Source organism: Maricaulis sp. (assembly GCF_030149425.1).
In the GTDB taxonomy this organism is placed as follows: domain Bacteria; phylum Pseudomonadota; class Alphaproteobacteria; order Caulobacterales; family Maricaulaceae; genus Maricaulis.
In genome coordinates this window covers 22,765-46,450 of record NZ_JASBRQ010000059.1, presented here as the reverse complement: position 1 = coordinate 46,450, position 23,686 = coordinate 22,765, and the positions used below count along the sequence as shown (strand labels likewise).

Annotated in this window: 21 protein-coding genes and 1 tRNA gene; 11 read left to right on the top strand and 11 right to left on the bottom strand. The window is 59.6% G+C overall.

What is annotated here, in order from left to right:
* The first annotated feature begins 46 nt into the window (after positions 1-46).
* Positions 47-925 carry a helix-turn-helix transcriptional regulator gene (locus Q1V57_RS10415; RefSeq protein ID WP_300530314.1) on the top strand — a complete coding sequence of 293 codons (879 nt, stop codon included), beginning with the start codon at positions 47-49 and terminating at the stop codon, positions 923-925.
* Between the two features lies 1 nt (position 926).
* On the opposite strand, the gene Q1V57_RS10410 is transcribed toward Q1V57_RS10415, so the two are convergent.
* Both Q1V57_RS10410 and Q1V57_RS10405 read right to left on the bottom strand, forming a co-directional pair.
* Positions 927-1,802 carry a M23 family metallopeptidase gene (locus Q1V57_RS10410; protein WP_300530312.1) on the bottom strand — a complete coding sequence of 292 codons (876 nt, stop codon included), beginning with the start codon at positions 1,800-1,802 and terminating at the stop codon, positions 927-929.
* A 2-nt stretch (positions 1,803-1,804) separates the two neighbouring features.
* Positions 1,805-2,533 (bottom strand): hypothetical protein, encoded by a 729-nt coding sequence (locus Q1V57_RS10405; protein ID WP_300530310.1) that lies wholly within the window; start codon positions 2,531-2,533, stop codon positions 1,805-1,807.
* A 204-nt stretch (positions 2,534-2,737) separates the two neighbouring features.
* On the opposite strand from Q1V57_RS10405, the gene panD reads away from it, so the two are divergent.
* A complete protein-coding gene (panD, locus tag Q1V57_RS10400) occupies positions 2,738-3,103 on the top strand; it encodes an aspartate 1-decarboxylase (protein WP_300530308.1) in 366 nt (121 codons plus the stop codon).
* A 20-nt stretch (positions 3,104-3,123) separates the two neighbouring features.
* Here panD and Q1V57_RS10395 read toward each other — a convergent pair whose 3' ends face one another.
* Positions 3,124-3,846 (bottom strand): SIMPL domain-containing protein, encoded by a 723-nt coding sequence (locus Q1V57_RS10395; RefSeq protein ID WP_300530306.1) that lies wholly within the window; start codon positions 3,844-3,846, stop codon positions 3,124-3,126.
* A gap of 215 nt (positions 3,847-4,061) precedes the next feature.
* Here Q1V57_RS10395 and Q1V57_RS10390 point away from each other — a divergent pair.
* Positions 4,062-4,138, top strand: a tRNA-Ile gene (locus tag Q1V57_RS10390).
* Between the two features lie 221 nt (positions 4,139-4,359).
* On the top strand, positions 4,360-5,691 hold the full coding sequence (locus Q1V57_RS10385; protein ID WP_300530304.1) for a hypothetical protein: 1,332 nt from the start codon (positions 4,360-4,362) through the stop codon (positions 5,689-5,691).
* Here Q1V57_RS10385 and Q1V57_RS10380 read toward each other — a convergent pair.
* The 4 genes from Q1V57_RS10380 to Q1V57_RS10365 form a co-directional block, all read right to left on the bottom strand.
* The gene (locus Q1V57_RS10380; RefSeq protein WP_300530302.1) at positions 5,666-6,772 is read right to left on the bottom strand and encodes a hypothetical protein; all 1,107 of its coding nucleotides are present in this window, start codon (positions 6,770-6,772) and stop codon (positions 5,666-5,668) included. The genes Q1V57_RS10385 and Q1V57_RS10380 overlap by 26 nt on opposite strands.
* Positions 6,765-7,433, bottom strand: a complete 669-nt coding sequence (locus tag Q1V57_RS10375) for a hypothetical protein (protein ID WP_300530300.1) — start codon at positions 7,431-7,433, stop codon at positions 6,765-6,767. The genes Q1V57_RS10380 and Q1V57_RS10375 overlap by 8 nt, the downstream gene beginning before the upstream one ends.
* Entirely contained in the window at positions 7,430-9,439 is a 2,010-nt protein-coding gene (locus tag Q1V57_RS10370; RefSeq protein ID WP_300530298.1) for an AAA family ATPase, read from the bottom strand. Before Q1V57_RS10370 ends, Q1V57_RS10375 begins: the two co-directional genes overlap by 4 nt.
* Positions 9,440-9,575: 136 nt before the next feature.
* On the bottom strand, positions 9,576-10,058 hold the full coding sequence (locus tag Q1V57_RS10365; RefSeq protein ID WP_300530297.1) for a MarR family winged helix-turn-helix transcriptional regulator: 483 nt from the start codon (positions 10,056-10,058) through the stop codon (positions 9,576-9,578).
* Between the two features lie 102 nt (positions 10,059-10,160).
* On the opposite strand from Q1V57_RS10365, the gene Q1V57_RS10360 reads away from it, so the two are divergent.
* On the top strand, positions 10,161-11,009 hold the full coding sequence (locus Q1V57_RS10360; protein ID WP_300530295.1) for a type II CAAX endopeptidase family protein: 849 nt from the start codon (positions 10,161-10,163) through the stop codon (positions 11,007-11,009).
* 185 nt (positions 11,010-11,194) lie between these two features.
* Here the strand turns inward: Q1V57_RS10360 and Q1V57_RS10355 are convergent, their stop codons facing one another.
* Positions 11,195-12,541: a hypothetical protein gene (locus Q1V57_RS10355; RefSeq protein WP_300530293.1), complete on the bottom strand. Its 1,347-nt coding sequence runs from the start codon at positions 12,539-12,541 to the stop codon at positions 11,195-11,197.
* Between the two features lie 201 nt (positions 12,542-12,742).
* Positions 12,743-14,131, bottom strand: coding sequence for a serine hydrolase domain-containing protein (locus Q1V57_RS10350; protein WP_300530291.1), 1,389 nt, complete (start codon positions 14,129-14,131; stop codon positions 12,743-12,745).
* Positions 14,132-14,260: 129 nt separating this feature from the next.
* Between Q1V57_RS10350 and Q1V57_RS10345 the strand changes: the two genes are divergently transcribed.
* A complete protein-coding gene (locus tag Q1V57_RS10345) occupies positions 14,261-15,103 on the top strand; it encodes a LytTR family DNA-binding domain-containing protein (protein WP_300530289.1) in 843 nt (280 codons plus the stop codon).
* Positions 15,104-15,291: 188 nt separating this feature from the next.
* Here the strand turns inward: Q1V57_RS10345 and Q1V57_RS10340 are convergent, their stop codons facing one another.
* Positions 15,292-17,409 (bottom strand): TonB-dependent siderophore receptor, encoded by a 2,118-nt coding sequence (locus Q1V57_RS10340; RefSeq protein ID WP_300530288.1) that lies wholly within the window; start codon positions 17,407-17,409, stop codon positions 15,292-15,294.
* Positions 17,410-17,852: 443 nt separating this feature from the next.
* Here Q1V57_RS10340 and Q1V57_RS10335 point away from each other — a divergent pair, with 443 nt between their 5' ends.
* Together Q1V57_RS10335 and Q1V57_RS10330 are read left to right on the top strand one after the other, a co-directional pair.
* Entirely contained in the window at positions 17,853-18,713 is an 861-nt protein-coding gene (locus Q1V57_RS10335) for a TraB/GumN family protein (RefSeq protein ID WP_300530286.1), read from the top strand.
* A 162-nt stretch (positions 18,714-18,875) separates the two neighbouring features.
* The gene (locus tag Q1V57_RS10330; RefSeq protein ID WP_300530284.1) at positions 18,876-19,013 is read left to right on the top strand and encodes a hypothetical protein; all 138 of its coding nucleotides are present in this window, start codon (positions 18,876-18,878) and stop codon (positions 19,011-19,013) included.
* 90 nt (positions 19,014-19,103) lie between these two features.
* Here Q1V57_RS10330 and Q1V57_RS10325 read toward each other — a convergent pair whose 3' ends face one another.
* Complete coding sequence (locus Q1V57_RS10325; RefSeq protein ID WP_366145132.1) at positions 19,104-20,573, bottom strand: NADP-dependent isocitrate dehydrogenase; 1,470 nt, start codon at positions 20,571-20,573, stop codon at positions 19,104-19,106.
* 108 nt (positions 20,574-20,681) lie between these two features.
* Here Q1V57_RS10325 and Q1V57_RS10320 point away from each other — a divergent pair, with 108 nt between their 5' ends.
* The 3 genes from Q1V57_RS10320 (at position 20,682) to Q1V57_RS10310 (ending at position 23,550) form a co-directional block, all read left to right on the top strand.
* Positions 20,682-21,557 carry a LysR family transcriptional regulator gene (locus tag Q1V57_RS10320; RefSeq protein ID WP_300530280.1) on the top strand — a complete coding sequence of 292 codons (876 nt, stop codon included), beginning with the start codon at positions 20,682-20,684 and terminating at the stop codon, positions 21,555-21,557.
* Positions 21,558-21,695: 138 nt separating this feature from the next.
* On the top strand, positions 21,696-23,063 hold the full coding sequence (locus Q1V57_RS10315) for a M1 family aminopeptidase (RefSeq protein WP_300530278.1): 1,368 nt from the start codon (positions 21,696-21,698) through the stop codon (positions 23,061-23,063).
* Positions 23,064-23,358: 295 nt separating this feature from the next.
* Positions 23,359-23,550, top strand: coding sequence for a hypothetical protein (locus tag Q1V57_RS10310; RefSeq protein ID WP_300530277.1), 192 nt, complete (start codon positions 23,359-23,361; stop codon positions 23,548-23,550).
* Positions 23,551-23,686 lie beyond the last annotated feature (136 nt).

The following is a 23,686-nucleotide window of genomic DNA, read 5'->3' as shown; positions in this document are numbered from 1 at the left end:
GCGAGTTGCACTGGAGGGTGGCCCGTGACATGGTTGCGTCATGAAAATGGACAGTTTCTCAGATAAGCTCGGGCTCGTCCTGAAGACCCTGGTATTGAGCCGGACCGGGCTCGCAGCGGCGCTCAATGTCGACAAATCTCTGGTGGGTCGCTGGGTCGCCGGGACGGTCACGCCATCCGAGCACAATCTGGCCAAGCTGACCCGGTTTGTCGCCAGTCGTGTAGACGGTTTCACCATGCTCGCCTGGGAGAAGGACCTTCCCGCTTTTTCCCGCGGGCTGGGCGTGGAAGCGGAGGAGCCGGCGCAGTTTTCCGCCGGCCCGGCCGGGCTGATACCGCCGGCGATCTTCCAGGAAGGCCTGCGCGGCGCAGAGATGCGGGCCGAGGCTTATGAGGGCTTCTGGCGCACGACCCGCCCGTCAAGCGATGTGCCGGGCTGCTATCTGCGCGATATCACCATGGTGCGCCGGCGTCCCGATGGTCTGATGGGCTGGTATACCGGTGTTGAGGGCGAACGTTTTGAAGGCTGGTCCCTGCTCCTCGGTCACCAGTTTTTCTCGATTGGCTGGGACCCGTCGCACGGCACGCTGATGTTTGCCATTTTCAACGGCGTTGCACGGCAAAAGGCCGAGGTCGTGGAGGGGCTGTCGCTGGCCAATCTGCGCGATGCCGGCAGTTCACCGGTCTGTTCCGCCTGTGTCATGGAACGGGTGGGAGAACTCTCCGGCGATACGGCCCGCGATGATGCCGATTTCGATGCCCAGGTGCGCGCGCTTGATCCGCTGGTTCCGGCCAGTGCCGTGCCGGAGGAGATTCGTGTTCATCTGGCCCGGACCGTCAGCGACGAAGTGCCGGGCATGATGCGCATGTTCTTTGCCACCTCGATGGCGCGCGGGCCGGTACTCGACCCGCTCGACGCCAAATAGCCTAGCTGTCGCGCCCGTCGAGCAAGCGCTCATAGCTGTCGACCAGCGCCATATAGGGCGGCACATTGGTGTTCTCGATCCCGGCTCCGGTATCGATCGCCATCTTGATCTCGAAATGCAGATGGATGGTGGTGGCACTGCCGCCAAACTCGTTAGAGACATAGCCCAGCCGCTGGCCGCGCACGACCCGGTCGCCGGGCGCCACCGTCAGGCTCGAGGCCTCCAGGTGCAGATAGGTATAGCGCACACCGCTATCGGTGGTCAGGCGCACCGAATACGACCCGATTGAGGTGATGGTCCCGTCCTCGCTGGCGACGGCCCAGTGAATAGCGTCCTGGCAGGTCGCCGGGCGGATGTCCTGGCCCTGATGGCCGACCCCGGCCGGGCACATGGGTGTGGAATAGCCCCGCGTCTCGCAGAAATTATCGCGCCAGGCATAGGCATAATTGCTGGCATTGCACTGGCCACCCCCCGGGCCGTGATAGCCGCCATGGCCATAGACCTGGCTGTTGGCGTAGGCCTGGCCCATCTCCATGGGGAAGCGCATGCCCGGGGCGTAATTGGGCTGGATGGTCTGGCCGGTTCCCGATCCCGGTGTCAGATCCCCTGCGGGCAGGTAGCTGAACGCATCGCCGGCGGCATCGGTGGGAATGACCGGTTCGGGTTCTGGCTCTGGTTCTGGCGCAGGTTCTGGCGCAGGTTCTGGCTCCGGCTCCGGCTCGGGTTCGGGCTCTGGCTCTGGCTCTGGCTCAGGGGCTTCCACCGGGGGCGGATCGGCCGGCGCCGGGAGGTCCTCTTCCAGCGGCCAGAACACCATGGCGGCGATCCCCAGAGCGGCGACAATGGCGGCGAGGGTGCGTTCGGTATTGGGAGCCATGATTATTCTCCCTCATCCGGCGAGCCGGCGACGATACCCAGATTGAGGGCGAGGCCGCGGACATAATCTGCTTGCGTACAGCGTGGATCGGTTTCCGGATTGTCGCACTCCACCGTCACCGAATAAGCGGCGCCATAGCGGCTGAAGTTGGCCTCGGCGCCATATTCTGTGCGGGTGATGCGCAGCCCGTCGCCATCGCTTGTCCGCAATCGCCGCAGGGTGACGGGGTCGGGGGCGCGGGCGTGGGCGAGGCGGGTGCCGAAGACCTCGATCAGAATGTCCGGCCCGGTGATCGAGATGGTGAAAAAGTCCTCCTGCGGGAAGAGCAGCACCACCGGCTCCTCGGCCAGGCCGAGGCTGGTCCGGGACGGCATCAGCACCGGCAGGCGGGTCGAATTGGCCTGTATGGCTTGATCATTTTGCGGTTGCGGGAAGCGTTGCACCAGGCGGGCCGTGGCGGTGAAATTGGCATCGCGGGCGTTCTGGGCCCGCACATCGGCACGCACCTGATCCCAGTCGATCGGCATGATGCGCGGATTGTCCGGTGTTGCCGTCCGGGCCGGTTGCAGCGTTGCCAGCGTGCTGACCCGGTTGGAAATCTGCGCGTTGACCGCGCGCATACTGCGCAGGTCCTGTGTGCGATCGGCGCGGTCCTGGGCGTCTACCGTCGCCGGTCCGGTCGCGATCACGCCGAGCGCGATAATGGTGGTGAGATTGAGCTGATGTCGCATGAACGCCTCCCTGACCCCATGATAACCCATGATTGCCCTGCCCGCATGAATGCAGGATGAGAGGCGAGCTCAGAACCGGTTCAGACGGCCCGCCGGCCGGCAGCATCACCCGCCGGCGCAGGGATCGCGGCGCCGCATCATTGAAATTTCAAACGCGAGCCCGTATGTGCAGCGCACCAAGTGCGTTGGCAGGAGTTGAGCGCGATGCGTCTCACCATGATGAAAGCAAAGCTGCACCGGGCCGTCGTGACCCAGGCGGACCTGCATTATGAGGGTTCGATCTCGATCGACACCGATCTGCTCGAGGCCGCCGGCATCCTGCCGAATGAACAGGTCGATGTGCTCAACATCAATAATGGCGAGCGTTTCACCACCTATGCCATCGAGGCGCCGCGCGGCAGCCGCACCTTCGGCATTAACGGCGCCGCGGCCCGCCTGGCCCAGCCGGGTGACCGCATCATCGTCGTGGCCTATGCCGGCATGGATGAGGCCGAGGCCAAGGTGTGGGAACCGACCGTCATCCTGCTCGACGAGAAGAACGCCGTCGTCGCCGCCTCCGAGGCGGGCTGAACCAGCCCCGGCGATCCGGTCTAATCCTGGCGAATACAGAAATCGGCGCTGACCGAGGCCGTCAGCGTCAGCTGACCGGCCGCAATCGGTGTATCGGCACTGGCCATGCGGGCCATGGCCATTTCCGGCATGGCGACCGGGCGCGGCTGGGAAAAGCCCTCGCTCATGCGCAGGATACCGCACAGCTCGAACCCGGCGGCGTCGGCATAAAGCTCGGCCCGCTCGAGCAATTGCGCCACCGCGTCACGGCGGGCCGCATCCATCGCTTCATCGGTATTATCGGCACCGAAGCTGACGCCCTGGATATTATTGGCGCCGGCCGAGACCATGGCATCGATCACCTCGCCAACCGCATCGATCTCATTGATGCGGGCGATCACGGTGTTGCGCGCCTCATAGCCGACGATCTCATTGATATAGGTGCCGGGCACGCGGCGGTCGGAATAGACCGGGCTGACCGAGAGCTGCGCCGTCTGCATATCTTCGCTCGCCACCCCGGCGCGGCGCAGGGCGGTAAAGACGCGCTGCATCAGCGCCGCATTGGCGGCGACCGCCTCGGCCGCCGTTTCACCGCGGCTGACAGTGCCCGAGCGTACGGTGGCAAATTCCGGCGCGATCTCGGCCTGCGACTGGGCCGACAGCGAGAGCTGCGGCACTGGCGGGGACGCCGTGAATGTCTGGGCGGAACAGGCGGGCAGGGCCATCAGGGCCAGGGCCGACGAGGCCAGCAGCGTGCGGATCATCCATCTTCTCCAAGGCTTAAGCCGGTTATCGGCTCACACTAGACACCAGACCCGCCTGCGTCATGCGCAAACCGGCCCGATGCGCCCACAGGTCGCACGGCCGGCCTGCACCGGACATGAACAGCCAGGCCGCCAAGCCGTCGCATTTCCCCCTGCGCGCCCGCCTTGGCCTTGGCGCCAAAGGAGGCTAGTCCTGTGCCTTCTTCCATGCGAGCGGGCCTGTAGCTCAATTGGTTAGAGCCGGCGGCTCATAACCGCTTGGTTGGGGGTTCGAGTCCCTCCGGGCCCACCATGCATTTCAATGGGTTGAGGGGCTACCTTGATCGAGCCCGGTCGTTGCATCTCCAGGTCCAGCTGAGGTTCCAATAAACCTTCGCTCGCTATTCAGTTCGATTCCGTTTCGCAATGGTGTTTCAATGGGGGGGGTAGCTTGCCGAAGCTTAATTGTTAACGTTTGATTGAAGCGTGGGGAATAACGTCTCCGGGTCGAATTTCTTCATATACGGATTACGAATGCGCCACGCCAAGATTGCTCCAAAATCCACCACTGCGGGATCCAGTTTTCGGGATTGGATGGGGGCACTCTCGGCAGATGTAAAGTCTGCCAGCGTGGGAGTGGCTGAGCTTCCGTTTCAACGATGGCGCCGGTTCAAAGAGGCTTTTTCGCCGGAGCTGGTTGTCGACGCGATCCAAGAGACGGAATCAGATTGGGGATGTCCGATCCAATCTTGTTTCGATCCGTTCGGCGGGTCTGGAACGACGGCGCTAACCTGTCAGTTCTGGGGCATCAAGCCGTATTCAGTCGAAGTTAACCCATATCTCTCAGATCTGATCGAAGCCAAACTTGCGACCTACGAAGAAGGTGAAATCATTACCGGATTGGCGCAGGTGCTCGAGTCGTTAAGCGCCGACAGCCGCGGCGGCTCAGAGAGTGCCTGTTTTGAAGGTGCGCCGGCATCATTCGTTGAGCCCGGTACTAATGGGAAGTTTATTTTTTCCGTCGGGGTCGCCGCTAGGCTCGTCGCGTTCCGAAACGCGATCGAGTCCATATCTTCTCTGCGAGTGCGACGTCTCTTTCGTGTACTTCTTTCGTCGATAGCCGTCGACGTGAGCAACGTGGTCGTAAGCGGAAAGGGACGCCGATATCGTAGAAACTGGCAAGCGCTCGATATAAGCGCCGAGCAAGTGGATAGATGTTTCGTCAAGGCAGTCAATATAGCAATTGAAGACATCTATACATTCGCTGATCGAGCCGAGACCCGCTACTCATTGACGCGAGGTAGTTGTCTTGAAGCGAAGATCCCTGCGGAAGAACCAATTGACCTGTCGGTTTTCTCTCCGCCGTATCCTAATTCATTTGATTATACAGATGTTTACAATGTAGAGCTCTGGGTGGGTGGTTATCTAAAGAGCTCAGACGACAATCGTAATTTGCGAATGGGGACGTTGCGAAGCCATGTTCAACTTAAACGACCGACCGCTAATCCTCAGGCATTCTCGAAGGCGCTAGAGGGTTGTTTGATTGAATTGAATGAAGTGCAGTCGAAGCTCTGGAACAAAGGTATCCCACAAATGGTCGGGTCCTATTTCGCCGATATGGAATCTGTACTTTTGCGATTACACAGCGCACTTGCAGAAAACGGGCGAGTTTACATGACCGTCGGCGACAGTCAGTATGCTGGAGTTCATGTTCCGGTGGCTCGTGTGTTGTGTGAGATAGCCCCTCAACTTTCTTTCGAAGTATTGGGTACCGAGAAAGTCCGAGCAATGCGAGCTTCGCCTCAACAAGGTGGACGTGCTGAACTTCCTGAGACGTTGATCAAGCTCCAGCGTTCTGGGCTATAGCGTACGCTTGGTCGCGTGCCGCTTCGGCGTTCTGCCGAAGCGGCCAATACCAAATCGCTGTTTCATCCGCTGCGGCTTGGGTCGCAAACTTGTCTAAACAATTAGGGTTTGCCACTTGCGTCGCTCGCATGTCGTAGCAACAAAGCGCCACCCAGTCCGCTTTTTTCTCGCTGCGGTACTGATGGGCTTGGATCAGTCCTTTAGCAACGTTCTTTTCATTGTCATTGTCGCTAACCGGGTTGCCTCCGGACGTCTTCGATCGGAGTACTTTGAGCTCTAGTACGCCGTCACACGTTAATGCCTCATTGAATCCTGGTCCTCCGTCGAACCATCGGCAAAGCTGCAAGTCCAATCGACCTTTGGCTGTATCGGCTTCTGAACGAACATCGAACCTGTCGTGAGCAAATTTTTGCGCTAAGCAGTCGTGCACCCGCCAGTGTACAAGAATCTCCGCTTGAGACTTGGGAATGGCCTTTCCTGCGTCATTCCATGGGCTTTCTTGGTTTCCCTGGTTCAGAAGGAAGGGGGTTTCAAGGGCCCGCGAATGCAGTTGATTCAATGTCTCTTGGACCTCGTCAGAGGTAATTGGTTCGTCGGCGAACTTCACTTCAACGGAGTCATCCGGATTTCTCATACCCGTCGGGTATGCGCCCATGAATGGGCGTGCGGATGTCCACTCCACAATGATAGTAGGTAACCCGCCAAGGTTTGATGCTTCAATGCGCCCGATCATCTCCGAGAAAGGTGTTCCCATGGCGCAGCCCGTAGCTCGCAGCAAACTCGGATTTACGATCCAAATATGATCATCCATCTCGCTGGATCCCGACTTAAACGTTGCGGTTTGTATCGCATTGGCTGCCCCGTCGAATTCCATGAGAGTTTCAGTCGGGGTACTGGAAAGAATTATTACCGAGTGCCCTTTTGTATTGCCGCTAGCATGCCGGTCATGAACTAACTTGGCGGCGGCCCTCATAAATCTCGTCATTGGAGAGGTGCCGGCCGACGTTGGTGGACGCTTCCGCTCAGCCAAAATAGTTTGGACCTCGTCGTCGCTGGGAACGCCCTCAGTAAACTCAGCCATGCGCGCGAGCCTTAAGCAGCTGCATATACATTTCCAGCTGAGCTGGAGGATCTAACCGGTAGGACTCATCCCACCATTCAAACTTTCGAGCGCTCTCAACCGTTTTGTTGGACTTAATTGCAGCTCTGTTGAATGCTACTATTCTGTTGCGTGCAATCTCCGGGTCTGAGTAAGAGGCGTCCATTCGTGCGACGTCATCGCTCTGCTGGGCTTCCACGTCTTGTAAGTTCACTGCGATCTCGAAGAACAAGCGAGCTACTTCAAGCTCTCCCGGAATTCGATCAATAAGCTTGAGGACAGCTGGTGCGTTCTTCGAGTTCAATGAGAATTCGGCGGCTATCCTGGCTCCGCCCAGTTCAAGCTCTCGATACCGAATTTCATCTACGTCGACCAATCTTTGCCCGACCAGGTGATCGAGCTGACGCTGTAGCGAGGGGTAGTAGGGGCCGTCGTCAGATTTTAGGACGTGACTAGCTAGCGGGGTGACGCCCCAAAGAGGGCTTAAAAAGCTAGCGAGGAACGCTACGGCGTGGATTGTCTCGACTGGCGTCGGGTACAATCCCGCGTCTTCACATGCTCTCAAAATCTGCATGAGTTGAGCGCGTGCAAGTAGTGGAGAGCGACTGCTTTGTTGAGTTGGACTGGGTTTGGTGGAAGTCATGTCGACCCATCAGTCGCTGAGCTCATTGCTTCGCGGATTTTGCCCTCATATTCCTCGCGGAGAGAAGTAAGCGCCTGCGTAGGGGCGGCGATCTGAGTTAGGTCTAGAAGGCGAGAGTATCGGGCTGCTTTAGAAAGGCCGTGGAACAGATTGGGAACGAAGTCTCCATCTACGACATTGCACGCGGCGATAAGCGTCGGTCGAAAATTAGAATCCCGGCCGTAGGCGTTATTTGCAAAGGCACTGAAGAGGTTGCCTGCTCTGCCGGCGAAGACTGCGTCTACAGCCCCTTCGGGCGAGTCTACTACTAGATTGGCGGTTGAGATTTGCGCGGCCTCTAGCAATGCCATTCGGAAGGCAAGGTCCAAATAATCACGTTGCGATAACGAGACCTCGGAGTCTTCTCGGCGGATGAAATCCCCGGTGGATGCTGTTCCAACCATTTCAATTTCGAATGCTGGAAAATGAAACCTACTAACCCCTGATCCTTGCCCAAGGGCCTCTTCGCGTGGCGTATAGGCGAGGCGCACTTCTTCAACGAAGTATATCGATGCCCAGTAGGCGAAGCGGTCTTCAATGGTTTTGCGAACCTCTAGCGTTCTTTGCTTGAATAAATCGAACGTCTCTCTGAACTCCGCTTCGGCTTGTTCACGCTTGGCAATAAAATCGCGACGGCTAGTCTCTAGCAGCTCGATGCGCTCTTTTTGCTCGCGCAACGCGCTTTGTTCTTCGGGCGGCAATTCGCGTTCAAGTTCATGTATTTTATCGATAATTTTGCGGGTTTTAAGTTGTAGTTCGGACCTGGTCCGAGAAATAGAACGAACCCTGTCTCCTGTGATCTCCAAAGCTGATTCAAAGCTGCCTCGGAGCTCTCGAGCCTGTTCAAGTTGGCTGTACTTGTCTAAGAGATCAGCATGCGAAGCTTCCGAAATGTCGCGGATTTCCGGATCTCGGTTATGCTCTTCGCCACACACTGGGCACCTGCCCTCGATGATGCGAGCATTCAATTCGACCGCGCTGGATTTCGCGTCATTTCCGCAGGCTGAACAGTGTTGTGAAGTTGCCAGCTTCAAAAACACGTAGGCTTCGGAAGCTGGCAGCCCGGCGAATGCGTGCCGCATAACCTCGTACTTTGCCGCCTCGAACGCGGTTTCCGACGCATCTAATTCTGTATCCGACGTTTCCAATTGAGTCTGAGCGGATCGGTGCGCTGATTCAGCCTTTTCGTAATCAGCATCGATACTCTCCAGCTCAGCCTCGGTCTTCTCCTTTTCAATTTTGAGCTCGGCTATTTCGCTCCTAACTACGTCTGCGTTGTCGAATTGCGACACGGTTTTAACGTGCTTGTCGCGAATAGTTTTTAGTACGCTGCGAATATTCCGTTCAGAGCTGTCGCTCGAGATTATTGATGCCTCGAGCTCCTTGAGTTTCCGGTTTGTTTTGCCATCCAATAGGATTGCTCTGAGGATTTCATATTGCGCTCGGAGGTTCCAAACCAGAGTCTTCCGAGACTCAAGAAAAAAGCAAAGGTAGTCGATCACTCGGACGATGTCGGCAAAGTCGGCGAAGTTCGACTTTTGGCACAGGTAGATTTGGTAGGTTTGTTCGTCGTCGAATTCTTCGCATGTCTCTAGGTCGCGGCAACTTATGAGGCGCAGGTCAGAAAGCCGCCGCTCGACTTCTAGAACGCTATCGCCAATCCGTAATCTGGCAGTGGCGGTGGCTGATTTCGCTCGGTCAGCGGTACGAGCCGAAAAGACAGATTTATTGGATGCAATGAGAGCTTTTCGCGCCTCGCCGAGCTTCCCCGGTTCACGTACCGCGAATGGGCCCGTGATCATATGCCTCAGCATAAGAAGAAGGGTGCTTTTTCCTAGGCCGTTCACACCCAAGATCAGATTAGCGCCAGGCTGTAGGTCGAGCGAAAGGCCTGTGGCTGCCTCTGTACCCGGGTAGAGCCCATAGCCGCCCACCGAGATGGCTTCAACGGTCGGAAAACTAATCACGTCGCCCCCAAATTCACTCCCCTCGGCGGCCATAAAAAGCCGAGTAAGCGAGATTATCTTTATTGGTCGAAATTGCAATCAGGGGTCGTTTTTTTGAGATGAGAAAACACACCCAACACCCTTCCCAGCGCGCCCCTTACCCCTCAACCCGCTCCACCAGCGGTCGCGCCTTGAGCGCCTTCACCGCCTTCACCGCGACGCTTGCCAGATCCACGCCCAGCTCCTCGTAAAGCGCGTCCATTGCGTCGCGGATTTGGGCCAGCATCTTCATCATCAGCGTGAATTGCGCCTGTCCCTCCGGCGTCAGCTCGAGCACTTTGCGGCGGCTGTCGGTGGGGTGGGGGTGTTTGGAGATCAGGCCGAGCTTGATCAGGAGGTCGACGCGCTGGGTGGCGAGCTGGTGGGGTTGGTCGAGGCCGTTGGCGATGTCGGCGGCTGTCACATTCTCGACCTCGCCGATCATCAGCACGGTGGATATGGCGCGCGGCGGGATGGCGATCTGGGCCGAGGCCAGCAGGACCTCGCCCTGGTCAGCGATGGTTTCGACCAGCCGTAACAGCTTGTTTGAAAGGAAGGCTCCGCTCAGCGGATGGGTATCCATGATGTTGCTGTCGCGCATGGCTTGCTAAATCCACAATCAGTTGTACAATCAATTGTGCAATAATATGGATATCCGTCGCTCCGGTCAATCCGGAGCCTTGTCGATACGAGGAGGAAGGCGATGCAAGCGCAGCAAAACGACAAACACGCCACCATCACGACGCTGATCGTGTTCCTGGGGGTGCTCACCGCGAGCAGTGCCGCCGGGCATTACCTGATTGTCGGGCTGGTCCCGACCTCGCTCTATGTCGGGACGCTGATGGTGATGCCGACCCTGTCCGCCTTTGTGACGCTGATGCTGCGTGGCCGCAAAATCTCCTCCCTGCCGTGGGCCTGGGGCCGTCACGGTGCCAATTGGGCGGGTTATCTGATCCCGGTTTTTTATGTCGGTGTGGCCTACGCGCTGATCTGGCAGCTGGGCCTGGGCGGGATGGGAAACCCGGAAACCCTGGCCGAGTGGCGTGGTGAGCTGGGCCTGCCAGACGCTGACGGCTGGATGGTGATCGCGCTGATGGTCGTCCTCATGGCGGTGGTGCAATTCGTCAAATCGCTGGGCACGATTGCCGGGGAGGAGATCGGCTGGCGCGGCTTTTTCGTCTTCGAATTGCGCAAACTGATGTCGTTCGAGGCGACCTGCCTGGTCAGCGGTCTGGTCTGGGCGGTCTGGCACTATCCCATCATCATCGCCTATGGCGGCGGCGATACCGTGTTCCAGCTGGCCTGCTTCACCGTGATGCTGGTCTCCATGTCGGTGATCATGACCTATTACACCTTCCGCGCCCGCTCCCTGTGGCCGGCGGTGATGTTTCACGGCGCCCACAATATCTACATCCAGAAAATCTTCTCACCGATGACCGAGGCGAATGACCAGACCGCGATGTGGTCCGACGAATACGGCTTGATGATCCCGATCGTCGTGACCGTGCTGGCGCTGATCTATTGGCGCCGGGCGCGCGCGGCGGGGATGTGAGGGGAAGGGCGTTAGGGCCCCGCCGTTTGTCACACCCTCTGCCCGCCCGGGCAGAGGGTCCGCGAGAAAAACAGGAACACTCGGAATGCAGGAACATTCACCAGTTCTGCGCGTTGCTCTGCAAGACAAAAGCAGCAGGCGCGAAGGCGCTTGACCCTGGCGAGCGAGGTTATACCCGGTTGGCCTCAGAGATCAGGGGGAGGGGCCAGGAAGTCCGGCGGGCAACGCTGGTCGTCGCAGGCCGGGAAGCGAACATAGACCTCGTCGACAAAAAACGAGATATCCATCCCGGCATCGCTCATACGCTCAATATACTCGGCGTTTGACGGGCGTGATTCAATCCAGGTGTAGATTTCGGAGGCGCGGCCATCGGTCAGCGTATCGAAGCGCGCCATAAAGGTCTCGAAGCTGTAACCGTCGCCGCGGTCAGCTGCCAGTTGGCGCATGACGTCAGCGAAACGCTCCGGATCATCCTGTGACAGCTCCGCGTCGAGGAACATCGCGATCAATGATCCTGCCGAATAGACCGAGTACCAGTTGTCACCCTTGGCATAGCCCGCCTGGGCAATACTCTCCGGGGTCTCGACCAGACCCGCTATGTAATAGCCGCGAAAAATATTCGCGATGCGCTGTTCCAAGAGGTCAGTGTCCCAATAACCGGCCTGTGCCATCAGCTTCAGGGTCAGATAGTCGGTGAAGCCTTCAATGACCCATTCCAGCTCGGGAACATTCCGGCCGCTGGTACGCCCGATGGGATTCCACAAGTGCATGACCTCGTGCCCGAGCGTGTGAGACCAGTTGATCTGATCGGCGCTGCGCAGAGGCAGGGCGATCCGCATCGCGAAACTGTCGTAGAACACACCGCCATCCGATGTGTAATCCGCCATGAAGAAAATCGTGTACGCCTCTCCGGCCGCCTCGCCCCAGAATTCTGTGTAAGCCGCGGGGAGATCGCCCAGTATGCTCTCGATTGTGGGCATGATGGGCGCCAGTCGGGGATCGACCAGCCAGGTCAGGTCCAGTCCGCCTGAAGAAGTGGAGTAGGGGGTGGCGGGGCCCATGCCGAACATGTTCTGCCCCAATGCCCATGTTTCGCGCACCCAATGGTGATCGCCGCGGTCGTCCCAGGGCGAAACGACCTGCCATCCTGACGGCAGGTCGAAGGAGACGGTTACATCACATCGCGGCAGTTCCCAGTCGATCAGGAAGAAGGCGTGACCGGCGAAGACATAGGTGCCATCGATGATGTCGGCGACTTCATCCTTGCCGGGCGCTGAGATGTTCCAGTCAACCTCGCCATGATCTGCCACCAGCTGGTAGGTCAGGCGTGACGCCTGACCGTCCGGAGTGCTCCATGCACCGTCGCCAATATACTCGATTGCGAGGTCCTCACCCTCCGAAGTATAGGCGCGCAGGGCGCGCACCGATGCGGATTGGGCCTGCGGCCGGTCCGGGGTTGGAAAATGTGCGAGATCCCAGCGCGACGACGCCTGGGTCTGCTCCAATGTGACCGCGAAAATGTCCTCGCCCACATAGGTGACCTCGTAGTGTGCAACAGGATGTGGACAATCGGGCGTTTGTAGCGCGTGTGCGCCGGGTGTGCAGGCCGCTGAGGCCACTCCGGACACAATTGCAAGTGTGGTGAGGGCATGAATGGGTTGCGGTGAGAAGGGCATTGAATCTCGCGCCTTTCGGGTTGTTTCTCGTTTTGTTTGGTGCCGCGGGGCGGATGGTCAGATGCGACGCGCGAATGAGCGGATCCACCATTGAACGAAGCGGTACTTTCCGTCGGGGGTCACCGCGATGCGGAAGCGGAACCAGCGCCCGTTCTCGGCCACGCCGATGTAGAACTCGTCCCCCTCGTGATGCAGCACATAGTCCACGCCGCGATTGCGCAGAAGGACCTCCTCGCCGGCCTGGAAGATGCGAATGGTCGGCAGATCGTCGCGCTGCTCGTATATCCCAAACAGCTCGGCAGCCGCGGCCGGGCTCAGTGGAGCAAGCCCGCTTGGAGCCGGGTTTTGTGTCTGCTCCGGCAGGTCGGTGAATTCGGCGACAATCCGGCGAAGCACTTCGCGGCGATCAAGCTCCTCGCCATTGGTGAAGAGGACAACCCCGAGGTCAAGCTCGGGCAGGATCAGAACATTCGAAGCGTATCCGGGCATGCCGCCGGTATGGAAAAGCGCGGTTTGTCCGAAAAACTGCCCGTTCATGAGACCGTATGAATAGGAATAGGATGTGACCAGTTCAGCCGGCGGAATCTGTGGCGACTGCATGATTTCCGCGGCCGATGGCCGCCACACCGCACGGCCTTGGAATTGACCATTATCAATGAATGCGGTGAGAAAATTCGCGTAATCGAGGACGGTCGAGAACATCGTGCCGGATGGCATGGCGGCAAGTCCGGTCTCGGATGGCGCAACGGCTTGCATGCCGCTATCGGTAAGGCGATGGCCGACGGCCAGGCCGGTTCGTTGTGCTTCGGTCAGTGAGAATGTTGAGGAATCCATGTGCAAAGGAGCCAGCAAAAGCTCCCGCATGGCCTGTTCAAATGACAGGCCCGTCGCCGCCTCCAGCACTGCACCGGCCACCGCGTATCCGGGATTTGAGTAGGAGAAGCTCGCCCCGGGCGAGACGTAGATAAACCTGCTGTCCAAGCTTCTCGCATAATCCAGCAATGGCATTGTGCGCGGCGTGGAGTGCTCGACACTGGTGTCAAGCAACCCGCTGGTGTGATTGAGCAGCTCATGGGTCGTGAGCGCTCCGATCGCCGGGTCGAGGCCGTGCAAGTATCGCGATATCGGGGCATGTAGATCGAGGCGCCCTTCATCGTGCAGCCGGACCAGCGCCATGCCGACCATCATTTTCAAGGTCGAGGCTGAGCGGAAAGTGTGCTCCGGGGTGACCGGCTCGCCGCCCGGTTCGGTCTGGCCATATCCAGCTGCATGAACGAGCTCACCCCGGTGGACGATGGCGATGGCGGCGCCCGGGACAGTTCCGGTGCGGATCTGTTCGCCGATATAGCGATCAACGGTTTCTGAGCGGAACTCCGATCGCTCGGCATGTGCGGTAATGGTGGACAAGCATGCGAGAATTGGTACCAGCAAAAGGCGACTGAACATGACAGACATTACCCATGTTATTGTAAGCGGGAACGCAGCGATGTGCGGGCGCCCTTTCTGAGGGCAGGGCGCTGGCTCTCAAGGCGTTTGCAGTGAAATGGACGGATTATGCAGCGAAAGAGCAGGGAGATGACGGGGCACGTATTCTCCCTGGCCACCAGCCAGCTGAATGCCTGGCTCCGGCGATTCCCCGGCGCGCTGTTCATGTTCGGCGTTCTGGGCCTGGCGCTGTTCCAAGCAATCTACCTAATGCAGGTCGGGCGGATAAACGGTCAGGATATCACGGCCGTTCAGTCCGCTTTGATTGCTCTGACAAAATGGTTGGTCTACGTGCCGGTGTATCTGGGCGTGCGCCTGGCCATAAAGCGCTACCCGGTCACGCGGAAGCGGCTTTTGTCGTCGCTCGTTGTGCCATTACTCGCATTCCTTGTTGCGATCGGGGTCTGGAGAACATCCTGTCTCCTTGCGATCGTCCCGTCAGGTCACGCATTCGCGACTATCTTCAAAGCGGGTATCCGCTCGGACCTGCTGGAGGTTCTGTTGGTGCTGGGGGGCATTTATGGGCTTGCTCAGCTCAGCCAACGTCCCCTTGCGGCGCTGCCCATGCCCTCGATCGAGGTCCGTGACGGGACCAGGACGCTACAGCTTTCCAGTGCGGAGATTCTCTATATTGAAGCGGAGGATTATTATGTCCGCTTGCATACTGCCAACCGGTCCTGGCTTTTGCGGCGCCGGCTCTACGAAATGCTCGACTTGCTCGAAGAGTTTGGGTTCATGAGGGTGAGCCGGTCAGCGATTGTCTCGATTGGACACATTCAGGCGCTGAACCGCGACGAGACTGGTAAGCTGTTGGCGGAGTTCGAGAATGATCAGTCCTTGGCAGTGGCTAAAGGCTATCGGCAGGCCTTGCGGCAGAAATGGCGCGGAATGACTGTAAGCGAAAACCGGGATGGTGGGGCTGGATCTGGATAGGGGCAAACAGAGCCTTATCAGCTTCGGTCACGCTGTCCGCCGTCCTGCCGGTAGGCGGAAATGGGCACCAATTACTCTGGGTTCGCCCCTGAGGTGATTGGCTCGCGCGGTCGTTCCCATCGCCAAACAAAAAGCCGGAACGCTGAGACGTTCCGGCTTTTGCATTTCAGAGCTGATCGGCGTGGGTCCTAGAACCGTCCGCGCAGCGTCACGCGTGCGTTCAGCGGGGCGCCGACGCTGGCCTGGTGCGTGCTGTGGGCGTTGGGGAAGTAGAGTTCGTCGGTCAGGTTCTCGATGTTGAGCTGCAGGCGGAAGCGCTCGGACATGTCGTAAAAGGCCGCGGCATCCACGCGGGTATAGGCCGGCAGGATGGCGGTGTTGGAATTATTGATGAAGGTCTCGTCCTGATAGGTCAGGCCGAGGCCGCGGCCGAGCGCGTCGCTGACCTGGTAGACATTCCACAGCGACAGCGTGTTCTCCGGCAGCTCGCGCGGGCGCAGGCCGGTATTGCCGGTGCGGTTGACCTGCTCGCCGTCGAGATAGCTGTAGCCGGCGGAGATGAACCAGGCCTCGGTGAGCTGGCCTTGCAGCTGCAGTTCGAAACCGGTGATCTCGGACTCGATCACGTCCAGCGTTGCCGGGTCATTATCGGCGACCTGGGGCGAGCGCTGCTCGATCTCGAAGATCGAGCCAGTGAAGCTGAGATTGGACGCCAGGTCCCATTTCAGACCCGCTTCCAGATTGGTGAACTCATTCGGGTCGAGGGCGTTATTGCTGCCATTGATGGCGGCGAACTGCTCGCCCGAACGCGGCAGGAAGCTCTCGGAGTAGGAGGCGTAGAGCGAGACGTTTTCCTGCGGCTTGTAGACCAGGCCGAGGCGCGGGGAGACGTTCTCGTCGGTGCGTTCGCGCAGCTCGTCGGCCAGCACGTTGTAGACCTCGATCTCGAAACTGTCGAAGCGCGCGCCGATGACAATGTCGAGCTGATCGGAGATCTCGATCTCGTCCTGGATATAGGCGGAGAAGACGCGGACATCAGCTTCGGTGTCGTCATTCGGGTCGGAGAAGGCGAGCGTGGTCGCATTGCCGTTGGCGGCCGTGCCACTGCCGCCGCCGGTCGCCAGCGGACGGGCGATGGTGAAGAATTCCACATCGTCATTGCTGTCCGACCAGACCGGGTTGAGGCGGTCATTATTGTTGACCGTATCGATGAACTCCACGCCGGTGACGAAGGTGTGGTTGAAGCCGGCCATTTCAAACTGGCCGATCAGGTCGGCCGAGAGGATCAGGTTCTGGCGCTGGGTGGTGTCGAGATAACCGTCGAGGCCAACCTGGTCCGGCGTGTTCACCGCGTCATAGCTGGAGGCGTAGAGGTTCTGATAGACCTTGTCATAATCGCCGTAAAAAGCGCTCAGGCGGCCCTTCATCGTATCGGAGAACTGGTGCTGCAGCGTGGCCCGGAAGACATGGGCGTCGAGCGTGTGGAAGTTCAGATCCTCATCGCCGAAGACAATGTCCTGGAAGGCCTCGACCGGTTCACCATCGGCGCCGGTGGGGATGCCGCGATCGATGAAGCGCTCATGGTCGAGATATTCATAGGACAGGTCGAGCCGGGTCATCTCGCCGAGCTGGAAGCGCGCGGTCGGGTTCACGCCGATGCGCTCGCCATCATAGAAATCGCGATGATTATCGAGGCTCTCATACATGGCGTTGATGCGGAAAGCCGAGTTCTCGTCAGCCGAGACATTATGATCGAGCTGCAGGCCGTAACCGCCGAAACTGTCGAGCGAGAGCTGGTAGCCGGTGAAGCTCTCGTCGAGCTCGGCTTTCTTGGTGACGCGGTTGAGAATACCGCCCGTACCGCCACGGCCGAATAGCAGCGCATTGGGTCCGCGCAGGATCTCGACCTGTTCCAGATTGTAGAGCGGACGGTAGTACTGCACGTCGTCGCGCACGCCGTCGATGAAGAAGTCGGCCGTCGAGCGCACGCCGCGGAAGACGACGGAATCGCGATGGCCTTCGCCCTGGGAGGTGTTCACACCCGGCGTGTAGTCGATGATCTGGCCGATGCTGTTGAAGCCGCGCTGGGAGATTTCCTCGGCGGAAATGATCGACAGGCTCTGGGGCACGTCAATGATCGGCGTCGGGGTGCGCAGGGCATTGATCTGGTTCGCATACAGAACCTGACCGGTGACTATGATCTGCTCGCGGTCTGCCGCATCGGCATTGTCAGCCATGGCCGGTGCGATGCCTAGGGTGAGCGAAAGCGCGGTCGCGCTCATCAGAGCGAGCGAGGATTTGTACATAATTCTTGTCCCTGCGAAGTATTCGCAATGACCCCTAATGCGAAGGAAAGTGATAATCAATCGCAAAACTGCAACACTCCGGCGCAAACCGGACTTGCAGGATTGTCGGGGCGCGGCCGGGCGCGGGCGGGAAATCCCGGCCTAGGGCGCAATCCGCCTGCTATTGCATCCACATCCCGCGTCGACCAGTCGGCGACACTGATCAGCCCGGCCCGCCGGGGTGCGTCAATTTGCGCTGTCTTTCGCGATGAGATCATCGCTGCCGGTGAAGGGGGGAAGCATCTCTGTCCAATCCGCCTATGCCGCATCCGTGTCGCATGCCATTTAAACGACTGTCGCGGGGCTGCCGTAGATCAATGGTGGTATCGCGGCTGAGATTTCAGACATCACGGCCGGCCGCTCGGGCCGGGCTGGATGTAACGGTTGGTAACAAGGGAAAGTCGATGAAAAAATTTCTGCTTGGTGCATTGAGTGCAATTGCGATGACCGCCGCGGCGCAGGCCGATCCGGCGATGTGGAAAGTGGCCGATGAAGACAGCGAGATCCTGCTCTTCGGTTCCGTTCACGTTCTGCGCGAGGACACGCAATGGCGTACCGATGCACTTGAGGCAGCGATCGCCGCAGCGGACGAGGTCTATTACGAGACGCCGATGACCGCCGAGGCCCAGGCCGCTTCGCAGCAAATCATCCCGCAATATGGTCTCAACCCGCCGGGCCAGACGCTCAGCTCCATGCTGACCGAGGAGCAAAACGCCCAGCTTGCCCGCGTCGCCGCCCAGTTCGGTTTTCCGGCACAGAACCTCGAGCCGCTACGTCCCTGGCTGGCGGGCGTGTCGATCGCCATGCTCGGCGTGCAGCAAGCCGGTTATAATCCGATGGCGGGCGTCGAGATGACCCTGGCGGCGGTCACCGAGGACGAGCGTGAGCGCTATTTTGAGACCTTCGAGGACCAGTTCGGCTTCTTTGCCGGCCTGTCGCCGGAGGTGGAGCTGCATTTCCTGACCTCCTCGCTCGACCAGATCGAGAATGACCCGGACATGCTTGATCGCATGGTCGCGGCCTGGGCGGCGGGTGATATCGAGAGCCTTAACACCATTTTCCATGACGGCATGCTGGAAGCGGGCCCGGAGGTCTATGACGTGCTTCTCGTCCAGCGCAACCAGCACTGGGTCGACGAAATCCAGACCATGCTGGACGGCTCCGGCAATACGCTGATCGTCGTGGGTGCCGGACACCTGGTTGGTCCGGACGGGGTTCCGGCCCTGCTGGAAGCGGAAGGCATTTCCGTCGAGCGCGTGCAGTAAGCGCAGCGCTCACGTCGAAACGATCAAGGCCCGCGGCACTTTGGTGTGGCGGGCCTTTTTCTATGCGCTTTTGACGGTCGCCCCGGAGGCTCGAAAGCCGGACGATTTGTAGGTCAATAAAAAGGTATGTATACTGACAAAAAACAAGACGAAAGAATGATCATGAATATACTCTCTGACCTGCAGCACCATATTGATAAAATGGACTTTTATCAGCGCTATCTGCTCGGATTCGCCCTCCAGGTGGCTTTCATTGCTGGTGTGATTTTCCTCGGGATGATCGGTAGCTGGCTGAATTGATTCGGCGATCCGGAGAGCCGGAGCGCGGACAAGAAAAAGCCCTCCCCGGGAGCGCCGGGGAGGGCTTCTTGTTCCAGGGCTTGGCCGGGTTTACTGACCCTGGCCGAGCGAGTAACCGCGTTCACCGTCAAACGTGTAGAGATTTTCCGTCTTGATGGCGTCGATCCCGGCCGTGCCCAGCTTGCCGAGCAGGTCGGCGACATCGAGGATGCCGGCCTTGCCCGTAGCGTGGAAGCGGCAGCGCCAGTGATCGGTGCAGAAGGTCTCCGGCAGACCTTCCGGCCAGACCTTGACGCCGCGATTGGTGATCAGGACCAGCTCGAAGGCCTCGTTGGACGCCGCCTGCAGAGCTTCGGCCAGCGCGTCGGCGGCGCCGGCATGCTGCACGAAGACATCAACACCGACCATTTCCTTGACCGCCGGAGCCTTGCGCTCGGGCTGCTGGATGGTGATCGGCTTGGCGTCGGCGGCGTAATTGGCTTTCGGCAAGGTGGCCGGGTGCTGACCCATGCGCTCGACCACGGCCTGGGCGAATTCCTTGGTGCCGAGCGGCTGTTCGGTCGGCTTCATATCGCCGGTGCCGAAGCCGTCCTCCACGGTCTTCAGCCAGGCATTATGAATGCGCGAGGCAGCTTCGCTCTGGCCGAGATGCACCAGCATCATCACGCCGGCCAGGATGAGGCCGGACGGGTTGGCGATGTTCTTGCCGGCAATATCCGGGGCCGAGCCGTGAATGGCCTCGAACATGGCGCAGCTGGCGCCGATATTGGCGGAGGCGCCCAGACCGACTGAGCCGGCAACTTCGGCCGCCACGTCGGAGATGATGTCGCCATACAGGTTCGGCGTGACGATGACGTCGAAGCGCTCCGGTGCGTCGGCGAGGCGGGCGGTGCCGATATCGATGATGTAGTGTTCAGCCGCGATGTCGGAATACTCCGCCGAGATCTCGTCAAAGACCTTGGCGAACAAACCGTCGGTGAGCTTCATGATGTTGTCTTTCACCATGCAGGTCACTTTTTTGCGGCCATAGGCGCGCGCGTATTCGAACGCATAGCGGACGATCTTCTCGCAGCCCGGGCGCGAGATCAGCTTCAGGCACTGATAGACCTCATCGGTCTGACGGTGCTCGATACCGGCATAAAGGTCTTCCTCATTCTCGCGCACAATGACGACATCCATGTCGGGATGCTTGGTGGCGATGTAGGGCGCATAGGCCGCACAGGGGCGGACATTGGCGAACAGGCCGAGCGATTTGCGCACGGTGACATTGAGGCTTTTATAGCCGCCGCCCTGCGGCGTGGTGATCGGCGCCTTGAAGAAGACGCGCGTACGGCGAAGGCTGTCCCAGGCTTCCGGGGTGATCCCGGCGCTGATGCCCGACAGATAGACCTTTTCCCCGATCTCGATCGGCTCAGCCTGGAAGCGTGCGCCGCCGGCCTCGAGCACTTTGAGCGCCGCATCCATGATTTCCGGGCCGATGCCGTCGCCGGATGCCACAGTGATGAGCGGGGTTTCGACGCTGCCCTGCGCCTCGGAAATATCGTTCGGATTTACAGTCAGATTCACGTTGACGTCCTTCTTCACACACAAGTTTGGCGCACCGCCTACCCTATACGTCACCATGTGTGAAATTGATTTTCGTCGCCGTCATTATTAAATATCGCAATCATGCCCCACAGTCTTCATCCCGACCTTCTGCGCGCCTTCGTCACCGTGGTGGAGAGCCGTGGTTTCAGCGCTGCGGCCAAACGCCTGCATCTGAGCCAGTCGACCGTATCGCTGCAGATCAAACGCCTTGAGTCGCAGCTCCGGGTCCGCCTGCTGGATCGCTCGCCGCATCACCTGCGACCGACCAATGATGGCGAGGCCCTGCTGGAGAAAGCCCGGAAGATACTCTCTTTGCATGATGAGCTGGTGACCCGGTTCGACGAGCAGCGGCTGACCGGTGTTGTCCGGCTCGGCGCACCGGAGGATTTCGCCACGGTGCACCTGGCCAATGTGCTCTCGCGCTTCGCTGCCAGCCACCCGGACGTGGTTCTGGAAATGCGCTGTGAGCTGACCCTGGACCTGGTCCAGCGTTTCGACAGCGGCGGGCTGGACCTGGCAATCGTCAAACGCGAACCGGATGACGCGCTCACCGGCCGCCGGGTCTGGCGTGAGCCGCTGGTCTGGGTCGGCGCCTCGGAAGGCGCCGCGGAACAGACCGATCTGCCCCTCGTTGTGTCGCCGTCTCCTTGTGTCTATCGCAAGCGCGCCACCGAGGCGCTCGACCAGGCCGGCCGGCCCTGGCGGATTGTCTATACCTGCGCCTCGCTTGCCGGCACCCATGCGGCGGTGCGGGCCGGGCTCGGAGTGAGCGTTCTGGCCAAGGATATGGTGCCGGACGACCTCTTCATGCTTGATGCCGCCGAGAGCGGTCTGCCGGATCTGTCGGATACGGAAATGGCGCTGTTGGAAGCCTCTTCCATCCCACCCGCGGCCGAGCGCCTGCGCGACACCATTATCCGCGAGCTCGAGCACGGTCATGGCGGGCTGAAGCTCTAGCGAGTCCGGGCGCCAGCTCACTGAAATGTCAGAATTATTACATTGCCACTGCGGGCGCGCTCTCGTCAGGTGATGCCTATGATGAGACAGTTGAACATGATTTGGTCCGGGCTTGCGGCCGCGCTGGCGGGGGGCTCAATGGCCTTGGCTGACTGCAACCCGGGTGTTGAAGTCGAGATTGAGCGGGTCGACCGGGACAACTGGCAAATTCGCTATCACTTCGACCAACCGCACGCGCGCTGGGCCTTTATGCGTAGCGGCGATGATTTTCGTACCGCACGCTGGACAGTGACTGGCGACCATGTCGCGCTGAGCCGCAGCGCGAACATCGATTATCTGACAGCGGGCCAACCGGTTGACCAGATCACGATCGAGCTCAGCCATCGCGACCATCCCGTCTTGTTCGACAATCAGTCTTTCCTTCCCCTCGGTGGTGAGGCCATCGCGATCTATACCGGTCAGTTCATGCTTGCGGGCGTGTGCGAGGACGACGTCCCGAGCGCTGATGATCTGCGCGCCGCAGAGCACCGTTTCCGCTTTGATAGCCGCTTGCAGGAAACGGTTCTGGTCCATGGCGGCCCCAGCACGGCATCAGACAGCCATGTCTTCAATCCGCAAATCGGCGCCTTTGCCCTGTTCGGCACGGCACACCAGAGCGTTGACGCGGCGACGGCCGTATTTGTCGCTGACACCATCCCGGCGCGAATGTCGCAAGTTGTGAGTGCCGCGCTTGAAGACGCGATTGCGGGGATAGAGCGCGCGCTGGGGCAGGCCTTGCCGGTTCAGCCCGTCCTGATCCTGGCCGAGCGTACCGATGTCGGCGATGGTATCGCCTTTCGCGGCGGGGTGCTCGACAACCAGGTCGCTATTGAAGTCGGCGGCGGCCGCCTGTTCAGCGACGATCCCGCTATGCAGGACATGGTCGACCGTTTTGTCACCCGGTTGATGGTCCATGAAGCGGTGCATCTTTGGAATGGCGACCTTGTCACCAATGCCCAGCTCAACGAGGCCTGGATGCATGAGGGCAGTGCCGATCTATTGAGCTGGTTCGCACTCATCGACGCCGGTCTGATTGACCAGGAATTTCTCCAAGAGCGCCTGTCCAGGGCACTGAATGGATGTATCGGCGAACTGGAAGGCGGACCGCTGGATGCCGCCATTGAGCGCGGGCGGTATGGTGCGCATTACAGTTGCGGTGTGCTGATGAATTGGCGTGCCGGCTTCAGCATCCGCCCTACAGACCCGTCCGCTGGCCTTTCGCAATTATGGTCGGAGCTGATCGCGCGCGGGCTGGAGCATTCAGACCGGCTCTACACGGTGGAGGATTTTCACGCCGTCCTGGTCAGCCTGGGAGCGGACGCACGGCTCGCGGCATGGATCGACAGCGTCCGGCAGTCCGATCTGGATGACCCGGCTGGGTTTGTCCTGCCGGGCCTCGCCGACGCCGGCTGGGTCATATCCGGAGAGCCCGGAGCCTATCGCGTAGCACTCTCGCCAACTCCCTGAAAAATATGGTGTGACGTATTGCTGTCACACCGCTTAGGCAGCGCTGTCGCGTCTGTGTCGTAGACGGTGACGTCTTGTTTGCGTCATGGAAGACTCTGGTTTGATGCAGCGGTAAGCGAGCGGAGTATGGTCATGATGACAGAGCGAAAAAAGGCGCTGGCCGGAGCAAGCGGCTGGGAAGTGGTTTTCTTTCTCCTGCTTGGCGGTGGCATTGTTGCGCTGGTCATCGCATTAAGTCGCTTCGGTTGATTGCGGCGCTATGCTCTGAAAGGTCTCTGAAATGGCGGATCACGTGATGGCTGATCATGACTTCATTGCACGCGGGCTGGTCGATGCGACGCTGTCGCTCAAGCATGGCGCGTCGCTCAAGTTCAAGCAGGACGATGTGGAGATTGGCGTCTGGCTGTCGGCTTGGACGGGCAAGGAGAAGATCTGGATCAATGGCGCGCTTGTATCGGAGCTGCGCACGATCGGGTTCAATCCCTAGCATCGCTTCGAGCATGACGGTCATATCTATGAAGCCGTAATGACGGTCGAGACGGGCGGCGCCTATATGGCTGGCGGTGTGATCGGAGCCGTTTTGGCGCTGGTTCTGGGTTAGCGCCTAGCCACTCCGCCGCTAG

Bases quoted from the DNA above. Each gene is read 5' to 3' on its own strand.
- Q1V57_RS10415 (WP_300530314.1), top strand. From the start codon at position 47: ATGGACAGTTTCTCAGATAAGCTCGGGCTCGTCCTGAAGACCCTGGTA.
- Q1V57_RS10410 (WP_300530312.1), bottom strand. From the start codon at position 1,802: ATGGCTCCCAATACCGAACGCACCCTCGCCGCCATTGTCGCCGCTCTG.
- Q1V57_RS10405 (WP_300530310.1), bottom strand. From the start codon at position 2,533: ATGCGACATCAGCTCAATCTCACCACCATTATCGCGCTCGGCGTGATC.
- panD (WP_300530308.1), top strand. From the start codon at position 2,738: ATGCGTCTCACCATGATGAAAGCAAAGCTGCACCGGGCCGTCGTGACC.
- Q1V57_RS10395 (WP_300530306.1), bottom strand. From the start codon at position 3,846: ATGATCCGCACGCTGCTGGCCTCGTCGGCCCTGGCCCTGATGGCCCTG.
- Q1V57_RS10385 (WP_300530304.1), top strand. From the start codon at position 4,360: ATGCGCCACGCCAAGATTGCTCCAAAATCCACCACTGCGGGATCCAGT.
- Q1V57_RS10380 (WP_300530302.1), bottom strand. From the start codon at position 6,772: ATGGCTGAGTTTACTGAGGGCGTTCCCAGCGACGACGAGGTCCAAACT.
- Q1V57_RS10375 (WP_300530300.1), bottom strand. From the start codon at position 7,433: ATGACTTCCACCAAACCCAGTCCAACTCAACAAAGCAGTCGCTCTCCA.
- Q1V57_RS10365 (WP_300530297.1), bottom strand. From the start codon at position 10,058: ATGCGCGACAGCAACATCATGGATACCCATCCGCTGAGCGGAGCCTTC.
- Q1V57_RS10360 (WP_300530295.1), top strand. From the start codon at position 10,161: ATGCAAGCGCAGCAAAACGACAAACACGCCACCATCACGACGCTGATC.
- Q1V57_RS10350 (WP_300530291.1), bottom strand. From the start codon at position 14,131: ATGTTCAGTCGCCTTTTGCTGGTACCAATTCTCGCATGCTTGTCCACC.
- Q1V57_RS10345 (WP_300530289.1), top strand. From the start codon at position 14,261: ATGACGGGGCACGTATTCTCCCTGGCCACCAGCCAGCTGAATGCCTGG.
- Q1V57_RS10340 (WP_300530288.1), bottom strand. From the start codon at position 17,409: ATGTACAAATCCTCGCTCGCTCTGATGAGCGCGACCGCGCTTTCGCTC.
- Q1V57_RS10335 (WP_300530286.1), top strand. From the start codon at position 17,853: ATGAAAAAATTTCTGCTTGGTGCATTGAGTGCAATTGCGATGACCGCC.
- Q1V57_RS10330 (WP_300530284.1), top strand. From the start codon at position 18,876: ATGAATATACTCTCTGACCTGCAGCACCATATTGATAAAATGGACTTT.
- Q1V57_RS10320 (WP_300530280.1), top strand. From the start codon at position 20,682: ATGCCCCACAGTCTTCATCCCGACCTTCTGCGCGCCTTCGTCACCGTG.
- Q1V57_RS10315 (WP_300530278.1), top strand. From the start codon at position 21,696: ATGGCCTTGGCTGACTGCAACCCGGGTGTTGAAGTCGAGATTGAGCGG.
- Q1V57_RS10310 (WP_300530277.1), top strand. From the start codon at position 23,359: ATGGCTGATCATGACTTCATTGCACGCGGGCTGGTCGATGCGACGCTG.